This window comes from Pseudomonas syringae group sp. J254-4 (assembly GCF_032586855.1).
Lineage (GTDB): Bacteria > Pseudomonadota > Gammaproteobacteria > Pseudomonadales > Pseudomonadaceae > Aquipseudomonas > Aquipseudomonas amygdali.
The window spans coordinates 180,028-203,180 of the sequence record NZ_JAWHOO010000007.1 but is presented as its reverse complement, the minus strand read 5'-3'; the positions used below and the strand labels follow the sequence as shown (position 1 = coordinate 203,180).

General features: G+C 57.0%; 24 protein-coding genes. 8 read left to right on the top strand and 16 right to left on the bottom strand.

Annotated elements, in window-relative coordinates; translation table 11 throughout:
* The first annotated feature begins 40 nt into the window (after window positions 1-40).
* On the top strand, window positions 41-1,117 hold the full coding sequence (locus tag RYB09_RS11710) for a TIGR00266 family protein (protein ID WP_058400356.1): 1,077 nt from the start codon (window positions 41-43) through the stop codon (window positions 1,115-1,117).
* A gap of 60 nt (window positions 1,118-1,177) precedes the next feature.
* A complete protein-coding gene (locus tag RYB09_RS11705; protein WP_316888529.1) occupies window positions 1,178-2,419 on the top strand; it encodes a VWA domain-containing protein in 1,242 nt (413 codons plus the stop codon).
* 287 nt (window positions 2,420-2,706) lie between these two features.
* On the opposite strand, the gene RYB09_RS11700 is transcribed toward RYB09_RS11705, so the two are convergent.
* From RYB09_RS11700 to RYB09_RS11640, 13 genes are all read right to left on the bottom strand, one after another.
* Complete coding sequence (locus RYB09_RS11700) at window positions 2,707-3,285, bottom strand: TerD family protein (protein ID WP_058400354.1); 579 nt, start codon at window positions 3,283-3,285, stop codon at window positions 2,707-2,709.
* A 37-nt stretch (window positions 3,286-3,322) separates the two neighbouring features.
* Window positions 3,323-3,898, bottom strand: coding sequence for a TerD family protein (locus tag RYB09_RS11695; protein WP_058400353.1), 576 nt, complete (start codon window positions 3,896-3,898; stop codon window positions 3,323-3,325).
* A 27-nt stretch (window positions 3,899-3,925) separates the two neighbouring features.
* Window positions 3,926-4,960 (bottom strand): TerC/Alx family metal homeostasis membrane protein, encoded by a 1,035-nt coding sequence (locus tag RYB09_RS11690; RefSeq protein WP_004663703.1) that lies wholly within the window; start codon window positions 4,958-4,960, stop codon window positions 3,926-3,928.
* Window positions 4,961-4,986: 26 nt separating this feature from the next.
* A complete protein-coding gene (locus RYB09_RS11685) occupies window positions 4,987-5,436 on the bottom strand; it encodes a tellurite resistance TerB family protein (RefSeq protein ID WP_002552036.1) in 450 nt (149 codons plus the stop codon).
* A gap of 51 nt (window positions 5,437-5,487) precedes the next feature.
* Window positions 5,488-6,675: a TerD family protein gene (locus RYB09_RS11680; RefSeq protein WP_316888524.1), complete on the bottom strand. Its 1,188-nt coding sequence runs from the start codon at window positions 6,673-6,675 to the stop codon at window positions 5,488-5,490.
* Entirely contained in the window at window positions 6,672-7,265 is a 594-nt protein-coding gene (locus tag RYB09_RS11675; protein ID WP_002552034.1) for a TerD family protein, read from the bottom strand. Before RYB09_RS11675 ends, RYB09_RS11680 begins: the two co-directional genes overlap by 4 nt.
* A gap of 47 nt (window positions 7,266-7,312) precedes the next feature.
* Window positions 7,313-8,059: an HAD-IB family hydrolase gene (locus tag RYB09_RS11670; protein WP_122259829.1), complete on the bottom strand. Its 747-nt coding sequence runs from the start codon at window positions 8,057-8,059 to the stop codon at window positions 7,313-7,315.
* Window positions 8,060-9,010, bottom strand: coding sequence for an HpcH/HpaI aldolase/citrate lyase family protein (locus RYB09_RS11665; RefSeq protein WP_005782711.1), 951 nt, complete (start codon window positions 9,008-9,010; stop codon window positions 8,060-8,062).
* The gene (locus tag RYB09_RS11660) at window positions 9,010-10,104 is read right to left on the bottom strand and encodes a cysteine protease StiP family protein (RefSeq protein WP_316888518.1); all 1,095 of its coding nucleotides are present in this window, start codon (window positions 10,102-10,104) and stop codon (window positions 9,010-9,012) included. Before RYB09_RS11660 ends, RYB09_RS11665 begins: the two co-directional genes overlap by 1 nt.
* Window positions 10,097-10,855: a trehalose phosphatase gene (locus tag RYB09_RS11655; RefSeq protein ID WP_316888515.1), complete on the bottom strand. Its 759-nt coding sequence runs from the start codon at window positions 10,853-10,855 to the stop codon at window positions 10,097-10,099. The genes RYB09_RS11660 and RYB09_RS11655 overlap by 8 nt, the downstream gene beginning before the upstream one ends.
* Window positions 10,848-11,981: a phosphoribosyltransferase domain-containing protein gene (locus tag RYB09_RS11650; protein ID WP_122259826.1), complete on the bottom strand. Its 1,134-nt coding sequence runs from the start codon at window positions 11,979-11,981 to the stop codon at window positions 10,848-10,850. The genes RYB09_RS11655 and RYB09_RS11650 overlap by 8 nt, the downstream gene beginning before the upstream one ends.
* A gap of 66 nt (window positions 11,982-12,047) precedes the next feature.
* The gene (locus RYB09_RS11645; protein WP_316888512.1) at window positions 12,048-13,187 is read right to left on the bottom strand and encodes a trypsin-like peptidase domain-containing protein; all 1,140 of its coding nucleotides are present in this window, start codon (window positions 13,185-13,187) and stop codon (window positions 12,048-12,050) included.
* 54 nt (window positions 13,188-13,241) lie between these two features.
* Complete coding sequence (locus RYB09_RS11640; protein ID WP_058400345.1) at window positions 13,242-14,240, bottom strand: ATP-grasp domain-containing protein; 999 nt, start codon at window positions 14,238-14,240, stop codon at window positions 13,242-13,244.
* A gap of 119 nt (window positions 14,241-14,359) precedes the next feature.
* Here RYB09_RS11640 and RYB09_RS11635 point away from each other — a divergent pair, with 119 nt between their 5' ends.
* Window positions 14,360-14,905, top strand: coding sequence for a DUF1523 family protein (locus tag RYB09_RS11635; RefSeq protein WP_005782702.1), 546 nt, complete (start codon window positions 14,360-14,362; stop codon window positions 14,903-14,905).
* 49 nt (window positions 14,906-14,954) lie between these two features.
* On the opposite strand, the gene RYB09_RS11630 is transcribed toward RYB09_RS11635, so the two are convergent.
* The 3 genes from RYB09_RS11630 to RYB09_RS11620 form a co-directional block, all read right to left on the bottom strand.
* Window positions 14,955-16,241 (bottom strand): polysaccharide biosynthesis C-terminal domain-containing protein, encoded by a 1,287-nt coding sequence (locus RYB09_RS11630; protein WP_316888509.1) that lies wholly within the window; start codon window positions 16,239-16,241, stop codon window positions 14,955-14,957.
* Between the two features lie 158 nt (window positions 16,242-16,399).
* Complete coding sequence (locus RYB09_RS11625) at window positions 16,400-17,818, bottom strand: O-antigen ligase family protein (protein ID WP_316888571.1); 1,419 nt, start codon at window positions 17,816-17,818, stop codon at window positions 16,400-16,402.
* 54 nt (window positions 17,819-17,872) lie between these two features.
* Complete coding sequence (locus RYB09_RS11620) at window positions 17,873-18,265, bottom strand: prepilin-type N-terminal cleavage/methylation domain-containing protein (RefSeq protein WP_003381200.1); 393 nt, start codon at window positions 18,263-18,265, stop codon at window positions 17,873-17,875.
* Between the two features lie 225 nt (window positions 18,266-18,490).
* Here RYB09_RS11620 and pilB point away from each other — a divergent pair, with 225 nt between their 5' ends.
* Genes pilB through yacG form a run of 5 tightly spaced genes read left to right on the top strand, consistent with a single transcriptional unit; the run spans window position 18,491 to window position 23,105 of the window.
* Window positions 18,491-20,185: a type IV-A pilus assembly ATPase PilB gene (gene pilB, locus RYB09_RS11615; RefSeq protein WP_316888505.1), complete on the top strand. Its 1,695-nt coding sequence runs from the start codon at window positions 18,491-18,493 to the stop codon at window positions 20,183-20,185.
* Window positions 20,186-20,187: 2 nt separating this feature from the next.
* Window positions 20,188-21,405, top strand: a complete 1,218-nt coding sequence (locus RYB09_RS11610) for a type II secretion system F family protein (protein ID WP_016981137.1) — start codon at window positions 20,188-20,190, stop codon at window positions 21,403-21,405.
* Window position 21,406: 1 nt separating this feature from the next.
* A complete protein-coding gene (locus RYB09_RS11605) occupies window positions 21,407-22,279 on the top strand; it encodes an A24 family peptidase (RefSeq protein WP_316888502.1) in 873 nt (290 codons plus the stop codon).
* Entirely contained in the window at window positions 22,276-22,899 is a 624-nt protein-coding gene (coaE, locus tag RYB09_RS11600; RefSeq protein WP_019742205.1) for a dephospho-CoA kinase, read from the top strand. Before RYB09_RS11605 ends, coaE begins: the two co-directional genes overlap by 4 nt.
* Window positions 22,896-23,105 carry a DNA gyrase inhibitor YacG gene (gene yacG / locus RYB09_RS11595; RefSeq protein ID WP_058400342.1) on the top strand — a complete coding sequence of 70 codons (210 nt, stop codon included), beginning with the start codon at window positions 22,896-22,898 and terminating at the stop codon, window positions 23,103-23,105. The genes coaE and yacG overlap by 4 nt, the downstream gene beginning before the upstream one ends.
* Window positions 23,106-23,153: the final 48 nt, after the last annotated feature.

Here is a 23,153-nt window from a genome sequence, read left to right as displayed (position 1 = left end):
CGCACAAACGACTGTCACGATTCGCTCGGGAGTAGACGCTTTGGAACTATGGTTTGTGATGAATGCGGGCCGACAGCTTGGCCCGATGGATGCGGACGCTGCACGGCTGATTGCCCGCGAGTCGCCCGGCGCATGGTGCTGGAAACAGGGCATGCCGGACTGGCAGCCGATCTATCAGGTGGCACAGGTGCGCGCCATGAAGAAGGACGGCGTGACGCCCTTCCCGGACCCGACGCCGGACATGATCCAGCCGAAACCGTCCGGGCTGCCCGCACAGGCGGCACCTGCACCTGCTGCACCTGCACCTCCTGCCAAGCGTCCTTCATTCACGCCAGACCCGAACGCCTCGGGCGGCTATGGTCTGGCGCAAACCACCGATGGCGTGGACTTCAAGCTGTACGGTGCGGAAACGCAATTCGTCGAGCTGGAGCTTGATCCCGGCGAAAGCGCCGTCGCCGAAGCCGGGGCGATGATGTACAAGACCTGCGACGTGCAAATGGAAACCATCTTCGGCGACGGCAGCAACCAGTCTTCAGGGCTGCTGGGTTCGCTGTTCGGTGCAGGCAAGCGCATGCTGACCGGCGAAAGCCTGTTCACCACGGTATTTTCGCAACAGGGTTCGGGCAAGGGGCGCGTAGCGTTTGCAGCGCCCTACCCCGGCACCATCCTGCCACTGAACCTGCGGGATTTCGGCGGCAAACTGATCTGCCAGAAGGACAGCTTTCTGGCCGGTGCCAAAGGTGTATCCATTGGTATCCAGTTTCAGAAAAAAATCCTCACTGGCCTGTTCGGTGGCGAAGGTTTCATTCTGCAAAAGCTGGAAGGCGACGGCTGGGTATTCGTGCACATGGGCGGCACAGTGCGCAAGATCGAGCTGGCGGCAGGTGAATCGCTGGATGTCGATACCGGATGTCTGGCGGCCATGACGCAGACAGTCGATTACGATATCCGCATGGTTGGTGGCGGCATCAAGTCGATGCTGTTCGGCGGCGAAGGCGTATTTTTCGCCAGGCTGACCGGGCCTGGCACTGTGTGGCTGCAAAGCCTGCCTTTCTCACGACTGGCCGGCCGCATGCTGGCAGCAGGGCCTGCCGGAGTGGGCAGAAGCGAACGTTAACGTCAGCACTTCGTCATTCGACCGAGGGCCATGCTGCGCCCTCACTGCCAAGGAAGAGACATGCAGATTACTCAAGGTCAACGCGTTCCCCTGTCCGGCCTGATTCAGGGCTCTGATCTCACCCTGTCGATTGCCATCAAGTCTGCACAGGTCATTGATTACGTCTGCTTCGGCGTCGATGCCAACGGCAAGCTGTCGGACGACCGCTACATGGTTTTCTTCAATCAGCCGAGCAGCCCCTGTAACAGCGTCAAACAAGTCAATGGCGGAGATTTTCAGCTATCGCTCGCGGGCTTGCCTGCCTCGATAGAGCGCTTGGTATTTACTGCGTCCATCGATGGTGCGGGCACCATGAGCGAGATTCAGGCGAGCCATTTCAGTATCCACAGTCAGGGCCGCGAAGTGGCTCGCGGCGAGTTCTCCGGCGCAACCTTCACCGCCGAAAAAGCCATCATGGTTGCCGACATCTATCGCAAGAACGGCGAGTGGCGCATCGCCTCAAATCTGCAGGGCTATAACGCCGGGCTGGACGCGCTGGTGGTGCATTTCGGCGGCGAGGTGGCTGATGCTCCAGCACCCGCGCCAGCAGCACCCCCGCGTATTTCGCTGGAAAAGAAAATCGCTGACGCCGCGCCGCAATTGATAAGCCTGGCCAAGAAGGCTCAGGTCAGCCTGGAAAAAGCCAGACTGACCGATACCAAGGCCAGGGTTGGTCTGGTACTGGATGCGTCCGGTTCGATGAACCCGCAGTACACCCGTGGTCATGTTCAGGAAGTGGTAGATCGCCTGATTCCGCTTGCTGTGCATTTCGACGACGACGGCGCACTGGACTGCTGGGCCTTCGGGGCAAAGCCCCAGCAGTTAAATGCGGTGACGCTGAGCAACTTCCAGAACTTCATCAAAACCGATCATGGCGGCTGGAAAGACTGGGAACTGGGCGCACGCATCAACGATGAGCCCAAGGCGATGCGCATGGTCATCGACTACTACAAGAAGTCCGGTGACAAGACGCCGGTCTACATCCTGTTCATCAGCGACGGCGGCGTGCATCAGGACCGCGAAATTATCAGGTTGATGACCGAAGCGGCGAAACTGCCGATCTTCTGGCAGTTCGTCGGCCTCGGCGGACGCGGTTACGGCATTCTGGAAAAGCTTGATGACATGGGTGGTCGCGTTGTCGACAACTGCAACTTCTTCGCCCTCGACCGGCTGGACGAGATCCCGGAAGAAAAGCTTTATGACCTGCTGATGGAAGAGTTTCCCGACTGGCTGAAAGCGGCAAAGGGTGCAGGGATTTTGTAACGCACCGAGCTCTCAACTATCGTACAACGCAGAGCGTCGAGAACTGCTTTCCCAGCCGGAGCCTGCGGAACAACTATCTCAACTATCTCAACCATCTCAACCATCTCAACCATCGTGCGACGCTCCGCGTCGCATGCCGTTCCGGACGCTCTGCGTCCTCTTTGCGATGCAGAGCGTCGCAAGATGCGTCATACGCTGGAGCGTGCGCAACGATAGCCTCGTAACCAGCCCCAATAAAAAACCCCCGCCATTGCTGGCGGGGGTTTTTATCGTGCGCTGCTCGGGGTTTAGCCGATTGCAACGCCGTGCGCTTCTGCCAACGGTTTCAGACCGCCTGCAAAGCCTTGGCCGATGGCCTTGAACTTGAACTCGTCGCCATTACGGTACAGCTCGCCGAAGATCATCGCGGTTTCAGTCGACGCGTCTTCCGACAGGTCGTAACGAGCGATTTCCTTGCCATCAGCCTTGTTCACAACGCGGATGTAAGCGTTGGATACCTGACCAAAGCTCTGCTTGCGCTCTTCAGCCGAGTGGATAGTGACCGCAAAAACCAGCTTCTTGACCGCAGCGGCCAGACCGGCGAGCTTGACGTTTACCGACTCGTCATCACCATCGCCAGCGCCGGAACGATTATCGCCCAAGTGCTCGACCGAGCCATCAGCCGATTTCTTGTTGTTGTAGAAAATGAAGCTGTTGTCATCCAACACCTTGCCACTTTCACCAACGATGAAGACCGACGCGTCCAGATCGAACTCGGTGCCATCGGTAACGCGTGGATCCCAGCCCAGGCCCACGGTGATTTCTGTCAGGCCCGGAGCCTCTTTCGACAGAGAAACGTTGCCGCCTTTACTCAGACTTACTGCCATGTTCGTAATCCTTTCTGGAAAAATGGTTAGGCGCGAATCAGAAATTCATGCCGAAAGAGTTGGCCACAGCTTTCAGGCCACCGGCGAAGCCGCTACCCACTGCGCGAAACTTCCACTCGCCATTGTTGCGGTACAGCTCGGCGAAGATCATCGCGGTTTCAGTCGAGGCGTCTTCAGCCAGGTCGTAGCGAACGATTTCCGAGCTGGATTTTTCATTCAGCACACGGATGAACGAGCCGCCCACCTGACCGAAGTTCTGCTTGCGGCTGTCAGCGTCGTGAATGGTCACAACGAAAACAACTTTCTCCACATCGGCAGGGACACGGGCCAGATCGACCTTGAGCACTTCGTCATCGCCATCACCAGCACCGGTACGGTTGTCACCGGTGTGTTCGACGGAACCATCGGCGCTCTTGAGCTGGTTGTAGAAAATGAAGTCAGCTTCACTGCGGACCTTGCCATTGGCGCCCAGCAGAAATGCGCTGGCGTCCAGGTCAAATTCCTGGCCGTCAGTGGCACGCGGATCCCAGCCCAGACCAATCAGTACATTGGTCAGGGTAGGGTCGGTTTTCGACAGCGAAAGGTTGCCACCTTTTTGCAGAGTCAAAGCCATGATTCGGTTATCTCCTTTATCCAGTGTTTACGCTTTTTCTTCGGCGGGTTCTTCTTTACCCGGGAAGAGCAGGCTTGCAACGATACCGATGATCAACACGACGACCACAACCAGCAGGCTGGTATTGGCGCTGATCTCGTAACCGTGGTGGAACAGGTGGTTGGTTGCGTTCAGGCCCAGTTTGATGGCGATGAAGAACAGCAAGGCGATAACCGCTTTCTCCAGATGCACCAGGTAGCGCTTGAGGGCTTCAAGAACGAAGTACAGGGTACGCAGACCAAGAATCGCGAACAGCATGGCCGAGAACACGATCAGCGGCTCGCGGCTCACTGCAATGATTGCCGGCACGGAGTCGAACGCGAACAGCACGTCGGAGATTTCAGCCACAACCAGACACAGGAACAACGGGGTCGCGAACAGAGCGCCCTTGGCGGCCAGGGTGATACCGGCGTTTTCCGGTTTTTTGACTTCTTCTTCCAGAACCGAGCGACGGACGAAGAAGTTGCTGCCGTGCAGCTTCGGCCATACCGGGAACAGCTTCTTGGCGAAGCGATACGCCATGTGCTGCGAGTAGTCGACTTCTTCGTCGTCGTCATCACCCGCTCTGAGCATCATGATGGCGGTCCAGGCAACGATGACCGCAAACACCACTTCGACCCACGGCCCCAAAGCCAGCAGGCCTGTACCAATGGCGACGAAGATGCCGCGGAAGACGATGGCACCGATGATGCCCCAGTACAGAACGCGGTGGCGCAGGCCATCCGGGATCTTGAACCAGGAGAACAACGCCATGAACACGAACAGGTTGTCGACGCTCAGCACTTTTTCCAGCGCGTAACCGGTAACGAACAGCGTGGCGACTTCGGAGCCGTGCTGCACATACAGGAAACCGGCAAAAGCCAGCGAAATGGCGACCCAGAAAATCGACCACGCCGAGGCTTGCGCGAGGGTGATCGGCTTGTTTCCCCGGTGGGAGAACATGTCGATAGCCATGGCCGTAATGGCCAGACCGACGAAAACCGCCATCGTGAGTGGAGGGAAGCCTAGAGAGGTGCTTTCCATTTAACTGCGTTCCTTAGGGTAAAAAATTACAGGTCGAAATCGGACGGGTTCAGGCCAAGCTCTCGGCAGATCGTGCGGCAGACTTCCCGCTCTTTCTCGTCGAAGCTGCCATCAGCGCCACCGATAGCACAGCAGACGCGCACCAGCAAACGGGCGGCATCTTCTTTCTTTTTGATCTTGCCGATGGTTTTCAACGCTTCGGCACGACCAATTTCAAAGTCGAACTCGAACTTGGAGCACGCTTCCTGAAAACCCTGGATGACTTCCTTCATGTCAAAAACTTTCAGTTCCTGAGAGTTCTGGATGAAGCCAGCCATTTTCTGCTTTTCACTGGAGCTGATATCGCCGTCAGCGGCCGATACCAGCGCACAGCCGGAAACCACAGCTTCCATGAATTCGCGGTTCTTGAACTTCGAAACTTCCGAAGCCAGCTTGTCGCGAGCAGCCGTTGCGTTTGTTTTCAACCAGTCCAGCATGTCTATCTCCCATGAGGCGGCACAGCCAGCCCAGAAATACCACGGTATTGTTTACTTGGAACCGGCAGCCCAGCGCATGCCCCAGCCATAGGCCTTGTCCATGTTGCTGTGGCCATTGTGGAAATCCACCCGGCGGGTCACCTTGACTGCGCCGTTGTCATTTTCCAGCAAGGCAATTGCACACATGCCCTGACGACCACCTTCTTCGTTGAGGCGAACCTCAATGGGCGGCTGGCCCGGCGCATGAATGGTGACAACACCGTCGGTTTCTTTCCAGTTCGGCGCACCTTCATAGATGAACGCATAAACCAGAATGCGACGGATCTTGCTCCAGTGCGCGCCATTGATATGCAGCCACTCACCGTCACTGATCGAGCCAGTACGGTCATCGCCCATCAGTTTGATGAAAGGCTCGGTGTTGAGCGAACCGAACGAGTTGCCCAGCGCCTGAACCGCGCCTTTCAGGCCATCCTGCAGTTCGAAGAGGCAGCCTACATCAAGGTCGATGGCATTGCTCTTCTTCATCGAGAAGAAGCCGCCGCCCTTGCTATCGTTACGACGGTTCCAGTTCAGGTTGACCCGAATCTCACCGAAACCGGCGCTGGATTTCTCCAGGCTGATCGAAGCACGGGTCTTGTCGAGCGTGATCTTGCTCAGACTGACGGTCGACTTGGGCGCAGGCGCGGGAACAGGTGCAGGTGCAGGTGCAGGTGCAGGTGCAGGTTGATCCTGGGGCGCTGCGACCTCTACGCCAAAGTTTTTTGCCAGCGGTTCAAGCCCGCCGGCAAACCCCTGGGCGACGCAGCGGAATTTCCACGCGCCCTGACGCAGATAGAACTCGCCCAGAATCAATGCGGTTTCTTTCATGCCGCTGGTAGGAATATCGGCTTCGATACCGCCAGTGATGCTCAGCGCCAACCGTGACACGCTGCCAAAACTGGCCTTGTTCTCGTAGATGGTTGCCGTCAGGGCAACCTTCTCGATGACAGAATCCAGGCGGCTCGGGTCAAGGCTGAACACAGCGCGCCCGGCCGACGCTTCCGTCTGCTGGACCGCACCGCCGTTGACGCTTTTCTGGCCGTAGAAACACATGTCCTGATCGCCACGCACCTTGCCGGAGCCGGTCAGCAGGAATGCAGACACGTCGATATCCGCATCCGCCAGCGGGGAGTAGCTGACCTCGACCGTCAACGGACCGGCAGCGACTGGCGCGTTGGCGCCTGGGACAAGTTGGGTCATGCGCGTACAGCTCCGATGGCCAGTTCGACCAGATCATCTGCAGTACGGCCGTTGGTAACCTGACCAACTGCGGTGAAATCCCAGCCTGCGGGGGTGCGCGCCAGATAGGACATCACAACGCCGGTGTGCTGGCCTTTCTCGGACAGATCAAAGCGGCCCAGTTCGTTGCGGCTGCCCAGATCGACAATACGGCAGTAGGCGTTGGCGACTTTTTCGAAATTCTGACCGGTGAACGAGTTGACGGTGAACACCAGGTATTTGACCGTGGCTGGCAGTTTTTCCAGATCGACGCTGATGGTTTCATCGTCGCCCGCGCCTTCGCCGGTGCGGTTGTCACCCGAGTGCTGAATGGCACCGTCGCGCGACTGCAACTGGCGGAACCAGACCAGATCGAGGGGCTTCTTGTCGGCGTCGAGCATGATGCAGGAGGCATCCAGGTCGATATCGCCGCCGCCACCGCCGAGCAACTTGCCGAAGAAACCGCTGGCTTTTTCAGGGTCCCATCCAAGGCCCATACTGACTTTCTTGAGGCCGGTACCAGCGGTTTTCTCCAGTGAGATCGTCTGGTTCTTTGCCAAAGTGAGTGCCATTTTTCGCTCCATGTGAACGTCGGAATTCGGATAAAAGTGTTACAGCCTTACCGTGTTGGCCCATCTTTGCCATCAGGATTGTGTAACTTGGCGTTAACGGGGCCTTTATAACGGCCTCGACGCCACGTCGGATGGAACAAACGCCAGTGCGCATCCTGAGCAGCGGCGAGCAATTCGTGATCACCCCGCGTGTCGCCCCAGGCACGAACTCGGAACTGCGTGAGCGGCCCATAAACACTTTCAAGGCGTGCGACTTTCGAATCGCAACGGCAGTTGCTGCCTTCGATCAATCCAGTCAGTTTGCCGTCGATGACTTCCAGATTGGTGCCGATCAGCTCTACTTTCAAGCGATTAGCGAAGGGTTGCAGAACCATAGCAGGCGATGCTGAACATAGCGTGACAATGGCGCCCTTCTCGATTTCGGCGGCGATGGACTCCAGCGCAGCCGGGCGCATCAGGCGGTTCCAGTGCGACTGACAGAACGCCTCGGCCTTTTGCTGCAGCCATTGCACTTCAACGCCGCTGAGAAACGCCTTGATCAGGCGGCCCTTCAGTTCGTCGCGGGTCACACGCTTGGCGAGATAGCCGATGCTCGGCAGCACCAGGCGGGCCATGCGCACGGAAAACGCACGTTGCCCAAAAGCGAATTTGAGAAAAGGCACAAAGCTGTCGTGCCGGGTGATGGTTCCGTCGAAATCGAAAACAGCCAGCAGGCGTTGTTCCACTTCGATTTCAAGATCAGGTCCTGCAGGTTCAAGATCAGGTTCTACGGTTTCAAGGTCAGGTTCTATCATCTAGCTAACTGCCTCAGCGAGTCGAATGCTGGCATCCATGATCGAAGCGGGTGCGGATAACACTCCATGCCATTTGGCGCGCTCCATGATGTGGGTTGCCCATTTGTAATGGGTAGCCGGTTCACACATCGCATCGTTGTACTTGAACACTGCGGGGGCCACAGAGTTCAAAATCATCCGGGCGGAGTTCATGTCCTCCAGACTGACGCGTAGTGCATTCTGAATGATATTGACCTGCGAGGGGTGAATTGCCGTTTTACCGACCAACCCATTGGTAATATCCAGCGCCAGTTCATGTTCCAGAATGTCAGGTGTGGCCAGTTGCTCGAACACTGGCGCGGTGAGTGCAAAACCCTGCGAGCCCATCACTCCCGCCAGCATCGGGATCACATAGCCCATGGGCGTCGAATACAGGGTCATGGCCGGATTGCGGCGCAGCCCCAGACAGCCCATCAGGTCATTGCCACCGATGCGCAACGCGATGATCCGCTCGTACAGACTGGCTTTCAGCGCTTGCCCAAGTTCGACCATTGCCGTCGGATCGAACACTTCCGGGGTTTCCAGTGTAGGCATCAACGCCAGCGCCGGGTTGGTAACAGACTGCTCCCAACTCGTCAGACTTTTCAGCGAAAGCTTGGGGACAACGAACCCGTCAACGTGCGCCATCAGCGGCCAGTCATTGAGAATCCGCGCCATTGCGGCATCTCTCGGACGAACGAACAACAGCGGACCGTTGGCCGGGCGGCCGCCACGGTCCTGAATGCGGGTCAGCACCTGGCGAAGGTTGACCAGCGCTGTATCGACATCAATCAGCGCCACCGCATCTTCCAGGCACACGACCAGCGAACGCAGTTCGGGAATCTTTTCACCGAACACCACATCGACGATGTCATCGCGGGTGGCGGGCATGTACAGCGTTGCCCCCAACGCATAAGGCGAAAATAAGGCCATTAGCTCAGACTCCGAATGATGGTCACTGCCCGATAAGGCCCCAGCACATCGCCGACTTCTTCAACGGGAATCCCCGCTTTTTCGGTCAGGTGCAGCAGCAATTGCACATCGCTGTCCGCCCGATTGCGTACCAGCACATGGTCTGGTACACGGCGCATGACCGCGCGAGTGGCTTCGGCAATGCCCGGCTTGATGCGATTGAAGTTAGTGATATCAAAGCGCTCGGCAAGGCGGTCGACCACCTGCGATGCAGCGCCCTTGAGCCCGGTTCGCTGCGTCAGCGTCCAGGGAGTCAGCGTGAGCGTAGAACTGTTTTGACGACGCAGGCTGTCGATCTGTTCAATAAAAGACTGCGTGACGTCGTGGTCCTGCAACTGCTCGTAAACCACACAACCATGCAGCCCGCCGTCCGTCGGCCAGATAGAACGCGACACCAGCCCGGACACGGTCGCACCAAGAATACCGGACGGAATTACCCAGTCTTCTGCCGACGCCGCCAGCCAGGCACAGCCGCAGGGATCGGCGAGCACTACCAGTCGTGGTTCTTTCGGGAAGCGCGTGTCACCTGCCAGACTGCGACGGATTTCACCCGAAATTGCGCCCTTGCCGGTCCAGCCGTCGACAAACACGATGTTCTGCGCGCCGTGGGCCAGAATGATGGCCTCCAGCGCGACTTTATCGATGCCGCGATCACGCACGATACTGATGCCGTAGTGATGCGCTTCGCGGTGCAGATCGATCAGCGCCCGACGCAACAACACACCCAGCGGCAGACCGGCACGCACGAACGACACCAGAACGATTTCAGCGCTGGTGCATTCGCGGTCAAGCGCCTGCGCCAGGGCTTGCACGTCATCGGCCATGCGCAAACCGTTCTGGCTGAGTGCACGCTCATACAACGCCTTGTGAGCGGCGCTGGGAGGCGACTCCTCGCTGATCATTTCCGAGTAGTGCTTCTGGTGTGTCTGGATCAGGCGCTCCTTCTCCGCCACGCTAGTGGCCTGCATCGCAACGCTGCGCAGCAGAAAATGCACGTCGTCGTACAGATAACTGCCACTGCCGACCGTATCGAGCCCGTGAACGGGATCACTCATGCGCTGCTCCGACAAACATTTTCGCCAACTGACTGCGGGCAGGCGTCGCCCACCAGTGGCACTCATCCATGAAACCCAGGTCGGTAATACTGTCGCCAAAACCGAGTACCGGGCGTTCGCCATTGATGGCTTTGTCGCGCCGCAGCCAATCCTGAACCGCGTAACGCTTGGCCAGCCCCTCGGGCAGAAAGGCCAGGTTGTTGCCATTGCCGTGGATGTGCATGCCGTCAAGCAGGCCGCGGGCCTGCACTTCGGCCAGCACCTTGCTGAGCACGCTGTCATCGCTCTCGTTATGCTTTGTCACCACGTAATGAAACAGCTGCGCCTCTTCAACCACCCAGCCGCGCAGTGAAAAGCCCAGCTCCTCACCAATCGCCAGTGTGGCGGCAGACAATTCATGCAACCGCGATTGATAGCTGGCCAGGGTATTTTTCATCTGCTCGTTCCAGTCCTGGTCCAGCCGCCCCATGACATCGAGCATCACACCGCCGTGCGAACAGATTGCGCCTGCAGTGAACGGCAGTTTGACCCGGCTGTAGGCCTCGACACTGCGCGCCGTCACCGGCACCACATCGGAATGCGCCAGCAGCCAGTGCGCGAAGGACTTCTGCACGTTGGTCATATAGCCATTGGCGTTACCGCTGATATCCAGCGTTGCGACATGTTTTTCAATGTTCGCGGGCGTTTTGCGGGCGGTCTGAAAGAGTGTGTCGTCCAGATCGACGAAGATCAGCGGGCGGTCGTTACTCATCGCAGATAACCTCGGCGTTCAGCGCTTCGATAAGCTCGGCGGGTACGGCCTGCCTTGGGGTTTCGGTACAAATCAGCACCCGGTCAAACTGACCCGGCCGCACGTTGTACAGGAAGTTGGGAATGCCCAAGCCATAGTTGTCGGAGAACGACAGCGCATGGTCGATGGCATGCCCCAGTGCAATCGGTGAACGGCTGGTAGAGCTGAAATGCACATCGGCACCGGCTTTTTCCAGACGCTCGGCCAGCAGAAACGGACGCCAGACGAACTCGCTGGTGCCCACCACCAGAACGCGTTCACCCTTTTGCACGGTAAGCCCTGGCGCCAGCGTATCGGCAACCGACAACACGCCCATCCGCCCCCAGTCATTGGCGGTTACCAGCGGCCAGTCGCCCATTGCGACGGTGCCAACCTCAGGCATATCCGGCAATGGCGCACTCACGTCTTCATCGAAAGAGTACGAGCCCTGCAACAACGAGACCTGCTCGGCCACTGCGCCCATCGACGTGCTGACTGCACCTGCCGACCAGTCGGTAAGAACGCAGGTCACCACCCGCTCGATGTTGCTCAGCCCGGCCTCGACCAGCGCCTGATGGAGGTTGATGAAGGTCTTGCCCGTCGACGCCTCGTCATCAACCAGCACCAGGGAGCGTGCGCCAAGCATCATCTCGCGTAGCGTCGGATCGACAGGCAGATGGATAAGGTGAGCGCTGGCGTGGCTGTGCTCTTCTTCAAAGCGAGCGAACAGCTCGCTGCCGGTAGGATGGCGCGTACTGACCAGGTACATGGCATCAGGGCGCGTTTCGCTGTAGGCACGGTGCACGCCGGCCCCGAGGCCGACTGCGGTTTCGGCCATGCCGATGACCAGCACCGGGCCGGGCAGGTCTGCCGGAATCTTGTGCGCCAGGTCCTGAAAGCTTTTCAGCATCAGGCCCGGACGCGCGGGAATGTGGCGTCCCAGCACCCGGGACACGAACAGAAATGCGCGCTTGGGGTTGCGTCGTTCAGCGAAGCCGAACAGAGAGTCCGGGGCAATGGTGGACGAATCGACGCTGACGTCGAGACGACCACGAAGCAGGTCAGCACGAAGCTTTGTAGGGTTGGAAAAAGCTGCGCTGCTGTCCATCGATAAATTCCTGAGTAACGGGGCCGCAGCCCCTGACGCCTGCCACTTGAGCAGGCAACACCGACTTCATTGGCGAGAGGCTTCAACGAGCCATAACGATGACTGTGCGGCGCGTGAGATTTCTGTGGTGGTGTACGACCTTTCCGGACGGGCATGCGGCGCATTGATACGGCATGCCTGCAAAAAGGACAGCAGCAGCGCGGACTTCACTGCGAAGTTCATGTTCTGCCCGTCCGGCACGGTGGACGTCACCATGCCGATCACCGCGCCACCGTTGTCGAACAGCGGGCTGCCACTGGACCCCGGCTGAATCGGTGCCGTGAACTGGAACAGGCTGGCGTCATTGTGCAGACCGAACAGACCGGAGATCCCGCCCTGCGTCACCTGCAGCCCGCCACCGGAAATAGACGCCAACGGGTAACCCAGGACCGCTACGGTATCACCCGGCTCACAGCCCTGCCCGTCCCGGAATGTAACCGGAGACAACGGCGGCGCGCCCTGCACCCGCAGCAGCGCGATGTCGTTGCGACGGTCGATCACCACTGGTTCGGCCTTGTAACGGCCCTCCAGTGAAGTGATGTAGAACACGCCCATGTCTTCGATGACGTGGGCACAGGTCATGACATGCGCCGGACCGACCACAAACGCCGTGCCGGTCGCCGACTCATGCCGAGGCCCGCCACCGGAGCCACCAGACGGGTGGCGCGGGTGACGGTCATCAAGGTCCAGGCCGATCTTGCGCCCGAACGCCGACAGCCCATACGCCGAGCCTTCGCTCAGCGCGCGGAATTTCCACTGTTCATTGCGCTTGTAGAACTCGCCGATGATGATCGCCGCTTCGCCGTTATCGCGCAGATCCAGCCGATGCTCGATGTCGGCATCCACTTTGAGATGCAGACTGGCAACGTCACGGACCGGCCCCATGGCTGCATATACATAGACCATCAACAAGACGCGATCACTGCCAGCCGGGAGCCTGTCCAGCCGAAGCGTACAGCCAACATCCTGAGGCCCGCCGCTCCACTCCATCCAGCTCTGTTCATGATGCAGCAACGCCGGGTCGCCCATGGGCTGGCGCTTGTCGTTGACCGCCAGCAAGGCGACGGCAGCATACTCACCAAAAACCGAAGACTTACCGCTCTCCAGGTTCCAGGTGCAGTGGGCGTTTGCTAAAGCAGTGTTTGCACCTGGCGCAAGAAGCTTCATGCCCGATCCTCCCTGATAAGAGCGATTAGTGATAGCAAAAATCTATTATCCTGATCAAACCGTGGCCCGTACAGCGACCGTGATGGCCTTCACGCGGATATCCTCAAGCCAATGTGTTTCCGGTTCTTTCAAGCCGAGACGGCGTGTCGCAAAAATACCCGGCAGGTTGACGCCGGTTTCACGCGTATAACCAATCCCGCCGGAGTACCGTGGGTTGATTTCCAGCAAACGCGGCTTGCCGTCAGCGTCGTCACGGGTCTGCACATTGATCAGCCCGTCGCAGGCAAAATGCTCCGCTGCGCGTACCGCCAGTTGCACCGCCTCGCTGTCACGCTCGAAGGTCTGATTCAGTCCTACCTTGCGCCGCCCGACAAAGGCAATCGCCTTGCCGTGTTCACAGACCATGTCCACCGAGCATTCACTGCCGGGCATATACGGCATCAGCAGCATCGCCGGTACGTCTTCGGCCTGACGATAAGCATTAAGGTACGCCTGAAAAGTCGTTTCACGCGCATCCGGATTGGCGAAACAGCGAAAATCATCGACATCGGCCTTGAAGCGCCAGAAGCCCCGCCCGTAAATCCCGACCACCGGCTTGATACACACCTCGCCAGATACCGACAACGAATCGTAAGCCGCCTGCAACTCCTCGGCGCTGCTCGCGGCGATTCCCGGAATGCACGCCAGACCCGCCGCCTCGGCCGCCGCCGTAAAGCGACTCTTGTCATCGACATCCATGAATGTCTGCGGGGACGTTCCGCCCGTGACGAGGTCCAAACCTTCGGCAACAAAACGTGCACGCTGAGCTTCGTAAAAGCTGCCTATACGCCCGGCGACAATAGTCCGGACGCCCAGCGAGCGAGCGGTCTCCAGCACCCAGTCGATACGCTCTTCATTATCGACCGGCTCTTGCAGTGCCACATGGGCCTGCCCGGTAATTTCGGAGCGCTGCTGGCGATGCGAGGCGATAATCTGCACCGACGCAGGCAGCGCATCGCGCGCGCCCATGATCACTTCACGCTGGCTGGACTGCCCTTCAAGGAACCAAATCATGTAAATCTCCGGAAGACAACGCCATCTGCAACGGCCTTGTCGAATTTTGTAATAACTGTTTTGCTTCGAAATGTTCGGATTAGGGCAAAGTCACGCAATTTTAAACAGAGGACGCTGGTATGAAGTGGCTGAGAAGGTCGATTTGGCTTGTGGTATTCGTGGCACTCGGTATCGGCGCATTAAGCCTTTATTACGTCCTGCCGCGCCATGATGTCGTGATGATCACCGGCGTGGAAGTCAAAAGAATGGACGCCGACGGCGTCATCAACGCCGAAAACCCGGCAGACGGCCCGACCCGCGACGTGTACTTCATCAACACCGAAGACCCGGACACCAAGAAAGTCGTGGTCTACCGCAACGAAGACACCGGCTGGAGCTTCCCGTGGTACTTCAAATTCGACTCCGCCGACATCCAGGCCAAAGCCCAGGGCTACTCGCGTGATGCCCAGCAACTGGCGCTGATTCGTTATTACGGCTGGAGGATAACGATCCTGTCGATGTTCCCCAACGTGACAGAGGTTGAAGCGGTGACGAGCCGTGATCAGCCGTTTCCGGTGTTTAATACGGTGTTTTTTGTGGTGGTGGGGTTGCTGGTGGTGATGGTTGTGGTTGGGGTGAGGAAGAGGTTTAAAGGGCGGGCTCGGGTTGATGGGGTTGTGAGGTAGCACTTAGCTCTGACTTACGGCCCTCGGCGGATAGTTTAAGGCGAGGGCCTTATTGAGCAGACGTGTCGTGCTTTACTGCGAGCATACCGCCCAGCAACAGGCAGAGAGTGAGTATGGCCTCTGAAGAGACAGTCGCCCATGCAGCCCCCAGCGCCCCGTGCAATGGGACAAGCCACGCATTAAGGCATACATTCACGAGTAACGAAAATGCAGCGCTGACCAGGAAAAAACGCTCTTGATGAGTTGCAACTGCGCATTGCGTAAGAACAAAGTTTGGCAGAGCGAACAACAATGAAATCGACAACCAGCCCATGATCGGCTGCGTTTCGTCAACATAAACACTACCAAAAAGCAAGCCAACTCCCCACCCGCCTGACATCCAGCCAATACCTGCCAGCAATGCACCAATCGCAAAAGCAATCAGAATCGCCTTACGGCTGAAATCAACGCTACCATCGGGCGTTTCCGCTAGATGTCGCATGCGTCGGAACATCACTAACGCGATAGGAGTAGCAAGGAGCATGACACCGTCGATCAACCGACAAGCAACGGCATAGGAACCCACTTGCGGGACATAGCCCAGCACGCTATGCAAAATGACAATGTCTACGCGGTGGTAGATCGTTGTAAGCAGGTCTAGCAACAGAAAGACGAACGCACTGCGGTAAGCCCATACGGGCAACATCAGAGGTGCTTTGATCAGCGGCGGCAAATCTCGTCGAAACCAAACGAACGTCAGCAGCAGGCCGAGCCCCCAGGAAGAGAAGATCGCGACGGGGGTCAGGCCGAAGATAGCGATGCTGGACAGGATCATCAGCACGCTCAGACTGCGCGCGCAAATCAGAAAAAATGCGTCCTTGCCAAAATCGCCGACGCCTTTGAACCATGATGATAACCAGGTCACCAGCGTCATTGCGCCAAAACAAAATACTGCGGCCGCCAATGACAGGCCATCCAGCCAGCGAGACGCCAGATAAGAGCCGAGCATCAGTACAATGCTACTGATTACAAGGTGCAGCAAAGCCTGGCTTGGCAGGGTTTGATTCAAGGTCTTCAGCGCAGCTGTAGGGGATGTTCTCTCGCGCAGCAGCAGGGTCTTGATGCCTGCGTCCTGGATCAATGCCAAAAACATCGCCAGAACATAAATGTAGGTGTAAGCGCCAAACGCATCTGGCCCCATGCTACGTGCCAGGAAAATTGAAAGCCCAAGTGACACCGCAGCGCCGTAAATCGTCGACATCCACTGAACGATCAGAGGGCTGCCTTTCCTCAATAAAGAAAATAACGAGAAGCCCGACGGAATTTCCGTACCTTGAAGAGGCATCTTTGAAGACATTGAATACTTCCGAAAAAAAGGCTTTATTTACTCGGCACAAGAGACCTGGCTGCCACGAATGACATGCGCCTGAATGCGACACTGTACCAATTCAAAGGCTCATTCATCACCGGATCAAGCTATTGGTCATATGAAAAAATGCTAGCACAGCGTCGGGATCAGCTCCCAGGTGGATGTGCGATGACACCCTGCATCCAGAAACGTGGAAGGTACCGACCACCGAAATCTTCACCAAATTGCTGTTTACGTGCATCCATGTCCGGGAAATCTCGAACAAGGGTATAGAGGATCATGCCCGTGGCAAGCGTCAGACAAACCAGCCATGCACGACTGAGCGCAACACTGGCAGGACGAGGGGGCGTTTGCCACTCATGCAACGCCAGCAGCCAGCCCACAATGATCGCCAACCAGAGTTGTGAATAGGGCATGACGATCACGCCGTCGACCATCGACTGGGTCAGGGCACCAACAAGACTGGCGAATAGGCACAAGCGCATCAGGTCAACAGGCTCAAGAGACAGCGCACGCTTGTGCAATAGCACCGCGGTGGTGTTCAGCCCATATAACGCAAGACCCGCCACGCATAACGTCGATGGAACCCCCCACTCGCAGGCCCATTGCAAAATGGCCTGATGTGGATGCGCAGCCACAGCATTCCATATGTCAGCGAAATGCATGGGACCAAACCCAAGGAGGGGGCGCTCTTTGATCATTTCCCATGCTTGCTGCCAGAGGATTTCACGTGCGGACAGTGAGGTCGTCAGGCGGTCGCCTGCGAAATTGCTGACTTCGATACCCAGCAAACCTGGCAACACGCTGAACAGCAGAGTGAACAGCAGGAGCCCCGTCGAAGCCGCACCCAGCTGCCAACCAGCCCAACGGCGTCCGGCATGGCCGAGGCAGAACACAACTGCAACTGCCGCGGCCATGCCCAGCCATGTACCGCGAGTCCCCCCACTGATCGCGATCATCCACCAGAGGCTGGTCAGGCAGAACAAACCGATCTTGATTGAGCGTCGCGTGGAGGGCAGTAGTAGTGGCAGCACCAGTAAGGGCAGAGTGAAGGTCTGAAATTGGCCGTAAAAGCGCTTGTTGGAAAAGCCGTCGAGTAGGAGGTCGGTGTCGAGGGTTGGGGGAGTGCTCAGAAACGCCGCGAGAGTTGCAGTCAAAAACTGCATTGTTTTGACTGTGCAAATAGAAATAACAAAATAGATAAACAACCGATCAAGACGCTCACCTTGAAATTGTCGCTGCCTAGCAAATGCTGTCGCAATACAGCATGACAGCAACAACACAGACAGCTCGGTTAACGCCCATTGAGGTTGATGAGCACTGAGACTGGAAATTATGCCTGCAAAGAAAACACCTAAAAATACAATTTTGGTCCATTTAGCAAATATCGAAATCGCATTATTGCCGACGGAGAAATGAATTAGCACAACCAATGACAATAGGCCAATAACAAACTGCGCCATGCGTTGAATATCGTGTCCGGAGAGACTCTGTACACAAACGCAAACAAGCAGAATGGCAAAACATAAAAAAAAGAAACCGTGTTTTTTTATTTTATAAAACAAATCAAGCACTCTGATAAATCAGAAAGGCACCGAAGCGCCTTTCTTTTTGACCTATTAAGAACCGGTACAGGTCGAAGGCGCCGCGTTTGCAGGACTTACTGTACACTTCCATGCGATGCTTGCACCAACACTACCTGCACCAGTAACAGCAGGTAGCGTGGGGTCAAGAATTACTGTGGCACCGCTTTTGACTGCAGTTAGCCTACCGCTACCTGAACAGCCGGTAACAGCCGTATCTCCTGTGCCACAGAGAGCGGCGCCAGTAAGACCATTGCTCCAGTTTTCTGCAACTGCCAGCTTGGCGGAATCCAGCGTCGCTAGCGCAGCAGAAGCCTGCGCGCGCAACGTGTAGTTTTGATAGGAAGGAATGGCCACAGCAGCCAGAATACCGATGATCGCAACAACGATCATCAGTTCGATCAATGTGAAACCTTTTTGTGTTTGCATGCGTACTTCTCCAGGCGTCAATAAGGTAGTGCCTTGACTCTGGGCAAGCATAGCCCGTGCCAATATCGAGCAAGGCGCTACCCACCGTCTCAACTCGGGTCTTTTACGACTGGGCGTTATCAGAAACGAGCAGAAACTGACAATTTTTGTCATATGCCTCGCTGCCAATTGGCAGCATCGCCCGACTAAGCTATAACCCTCACACTGTCTGTGTCTGGTGGTTATATGTCTGATGCTGTCCTCACCGGTCTGGCCAAACAATTGGTCCTGGCCGAGCTGCTTACCGAAACTGCTGCGCAGCAAGCTTATCAGCAGGCGCGCCGCGACAAGGTTTCACTGGTAAGTTATCTGGTCCAGAACAAACTGGTCAAAAGCCTGACGCTGGCAGAAATGGCCTCTGATCAGTTCGGCGTACCTTTCATGGACCTTGCCAGCCTGGACAAGGAAAGCCAGCCCAAGGGGCTGGTCAGTGAAAAGCTGATTCGTCAGCACCATGCACTGCCGCTGTGGCGACGTGGTAATAAGCTGTTTATAGGCATCTCAGACCCTACCAACCACCAGGCAGTCACTGACATACAGTTCAGTACCGGCCTGAACACTGAAGCGATTCTGGTTGAAGATGACAAGCTGACCATTGCCATAGACCGTTTTTTTGACACTGAAAGCGGTCTTGGCGAGTTGGCAGACATTGATTTGGGCCTGGACATCGAGCCTGCGAGTGACAAGGAAACCTCACTGGCCACTCAGAGTGATGCCGATGATGCCCCTGTCGTGCGCTTCGTCAACAAGATGCTGATGGATGCGATAAGGCTCGGCTCGTCCGACCTTCATTTTGAACCTTACGAAAAGATCTTCCGCGTGCGGTTGCGTACCGACGGCATCTTGCATGAAGTGGCCAGGCCACCGATCCATCTGGCCAACCGGATTGCTGCGCGCCTGAAGGTCATGGCCAGCCTCGATATCTCTGAGCGGCGTAAACCGCAGGACGGCCGGGTCAAGCTGCGAGTGTCAAAAAACAAAGCTATCGACTTCCGTATGAACACGCTGCCGACACTGTGGGGCGAGAAGATCGTGATGCGGATTCTCGATCCGACCAGCGCACAGATGGGCATTGACGCGCTGGGCTATGAGCCGGACCAAAAAGCTTTGTATATGGAGGCCTTGAAACAGCCACAAGGCATGATTCTTGTAACCGGTCCCACTGGCTCGGGTAAAACCGTTTCCCTATACACTGGCCTGAACATTCTCAACACTGTGGACATCAACATTTCCACAGCTGAAGACCCGGTAGAGATCAACCTGGAAGGCATCAATCAGGTCAACGTCAACCCGCGTCAGGGACTGGACTTTTCTCAGGCATTGCGCGCATTCCTGCGTCAAGATCCCGACGTAATCATGGTCGGCGAGATACGAGACCTGGAAACAGCCGAAATCGCCATTAAAGCCTCGCAGACCGGCCACATGGTGTTATCTACTCTGCATACTAACAGCGCTGCAGAAACTCTGACTCGCTTGCATCATATGGGTGTCGCAGCGTTCAACATCGCTACGGCGATTAACCTCATCATAGCCCAACGGCTGGCGCGCAAGCTATGCAGCCATTGCAAGAAAGAGCTCGACATACCCCGGGAAACGCTCATCCAGGAGGGTTTTCCAGAAGAGCAGATCGGTACGTTTAAAATCTATGGCCCAGTAGGTTGTGAGCATTGCAACGGCGGCTACAGGGGCCGGGTCGGCATTTACGAAGTAGTCAAGAAAACGCCAGAACTGGAACGCATCATCATGGAAGAAGGCAATTCGCTGGAGATTTCCAGGCAGATGCGCAAGGACGGCTTCAATGATTTGAGGACCTCCGGGCTGTCGAAGGCCATGCAAGGTATTACCAGCCTTGAAGAAGTCAACCGCGTGACCAAGGATTAAGCATGGCCAGCAAGGCAGTTAAAGTCAGTGTTTACACATGGGAAGGTGTGGACAAGAAAGGCGGCAAACTCAGTGGCGAAGTGAGCGGGCACAATCTTGCGCTCGTAAAGGCTCAGCTGCGCAAGCAAGGTATCAACTTCACCAAGGTACGTAAAAAGCCCGTTTCGATCTTTGGCAAAGGCAAGAAAATCAAGCCGCTGGACATCGCATTCTTTTCTCGGCAGATGGCGACCATGATGAAGGCAGGTGTGCCGCTTCTGCAGTCATTTGACATCATTGCCGAGGGTGCAGAAAACCCGAACATGCGTGCACTGGTTGGCTCACTGAAGCAGGAGGTGTCGGCAGGGAACAGCTTTGCGACGGCTCTGCGACAGAAACCGGAATACTTCGATGACCTGTTTTGCAATCTGGTCGATGCCGGAGAGCAAGCAGGAGCGCTCGAAAGTCTGCTGGACCGAGTGGCGAGCTACAAGGAAAAGACGGAAAGGCTAAAAGCCAAAATCAAGAAGGCGATGACTTATCCTACCGCCGTATTAATTGTCGCCTTTATCGTGTCAGGCATTTTGCTGATTAAGGTCGTGCCGCAGTTCCAGTCTGTTTTCGCAGGGTTTAACGCGGAACTGCCAGCATTCACATTGATGGTCATCGCGCTTTCGGAAGTCGTTCAGCAGTGGTGGCTGGCAATAGTGGCACTGTTTTTTATCAGCTTTTTCATGTTCAAGCGGGCATACAAACAGTCTCAAAAGTTTCGTGACAGTCTCGACCGCTTTCTTCTGAAAGTCCCCATTATCGGACCGCTGATTTTCAAGTCGTCCGTCGCGCGCTATGCACGCACCCTTGCGACGACCTTCGCAGCAGGCGTCCCACTGGTCGAGGCACTGGACTCGGTCGCCGGAGCCACCGGTAACGTCGTGTTCAGGAACGCGGTCAATCAGGTCAAACAGGATGTTTCCACTGGCATGCAACTGAATTTCTCGATGCGATCCACAGGCGTATTTCCAAGTCTGGCGATACAAATGACAGCCATCGGGGAAGAGTCCGGTGCGCTTGACGCTATGCTCGATAAAGTCGCTACCTACTATGAAGAGGAAGTCGACAATATGGTCGACAACATGACCAGTCTGATGGAGCCTATGATCATGGCGGTGCTGGGAGTGATCGTCGGCGGCCTTGTGATTGCCATGTACCTCCCCATATTCAAACTCGGAAGCGTTGTCTGAAATGCCCCTCCTCGATTTCCTGGCCAGCTCACCGCTGGCCTTCGTCACCACCTGCTGCATCCTCGGCCTGATCATCGGAAGCTTCCTCAACGTAGTCGTCTACCGCCTCCCCAAAATGATGGAGCGCGACTGGAAAGCCCAATCCCGCGAAATGCTCGGCCTGCCCGCGGAACCCGATCAGCCCGCCTTCAACCTGAACCGCCCTCGCTCCAGCTGCCCGCACTGCGCGCACAAAATCCGCCCGTGGGAAAACCTGCCGGTCATCAGCTATCTGCTGCTGCGCGGTAAATGCTCACAATGCAAAGCCCCCATCAGCAAACGCTACCCATTGGTAGAGCTGATCTGCGCAGTGTTGTCGGCCTACGTGGCTTGGCATTTCGGTTTCGGCTGGCAAACGGCGGCGATGCTGGTGTTGAGCTGGGGCCTGCTGGCGATGAGTCTGATCGACGCCGACCACCAGCTGTTACCTGACTCTCTGGTGCTGCCACTGCTGTGGCTGGGCCTCATCGTCAACGCTTTCGGGCTGTTCACCTCGCTGAACGATGCGCTTTGGGGCGCGGTGGCCGGTTATCTGGCGCTGTGGTCGGTGTTCTGGCTGTTCAAGCTGGTGACCGGCAAGGAAGGCATGGGTTATGGCGACTTCAAATTGCTGGCCATGCTTGGCGCGTGGGGCGGCTGGCAGATTTTGCCGTTGACCATCCTGCTGTCGTCGCTGGTGGGCGCGGTGCTCGGGGTGATCATGATGCGCGTGCGCAGGGTTGAAAGCGGTACGCCGATCCCCTTTGGTCCTTATCTGGCCATTGCGGGGTGGATCGCTTTGCTCTGGGGTGGTCAAATAACCGACTCTTACATGCAGTTTGCCGGTTTCAGATGACTCACCCCGATCAAAAACCCTGGATTCTTGGCCTGACTGGCGGCATTGGTAGCGGTAAAAGTGCAGCGGCACAGTGCTTTACCAACCTTGGCATCGACACCGTGGATGCCGACCATGCCGCCCGCTGGGTGGTCGAGCCAGGGCGTCCAGCGCTGGAGCAGATAGCCGCGCACTTCGGTAAAGGCGTGTTGCAGGCCAGCGGCGAGCTGGACCGTGGCGCGCTACGCAAGCTGATTTTTGAAAACCCGGAGCAGCGACGCTGGCTGGAAGCGCTGCTGCACCCGCTGATCAATCAGGAAATCGTCAGCCATCTGGCCAGGGCCAAATCGCCGTATGCCATTCTGGTTTCGCCGCTGCTGATCGAATCCGGACAATACCGCATGGTGCAGCGCCTGCTGGTCATCGATGTGCCACAGCAGGTGCAAATAGAACGCACCATGCTGCGCGACAGTTCCAGCCAGGAGCAGGTCGAAGCCATTCTAAAGGTGCAGATCCAGCGCGAAGACCGTTTGCGTCATGCCGACGATGTGCTGGTCAATGACCGCGATCACGCCTGGCTGAACAGCGAAGTCGAGCGGCTGCACCATTTTTACCTTACTTTGCGTGGAGGCCAATCATGAGCCAACCAATGACCGTCCAATGCCCAACCTGCGATGCCCCGGTGGAATGGAGCGCCGCCAGCCCGAGCCGCCCGTTTTGCTCAGAGCGCTGCAAACTGATCGACCTGGGGGCCTGGGCTTCTGAAGAGCATGCGATTCCGGTGAGCCCGGATGCAGAGGATGAGTTGTTCTCGGGTGATCTGGAGTCTCCGCACCGGGGGCATTGATACGTTCCGCGATGCATCCCCGGGCTCTGCACTCATCGTTCGAGTCAA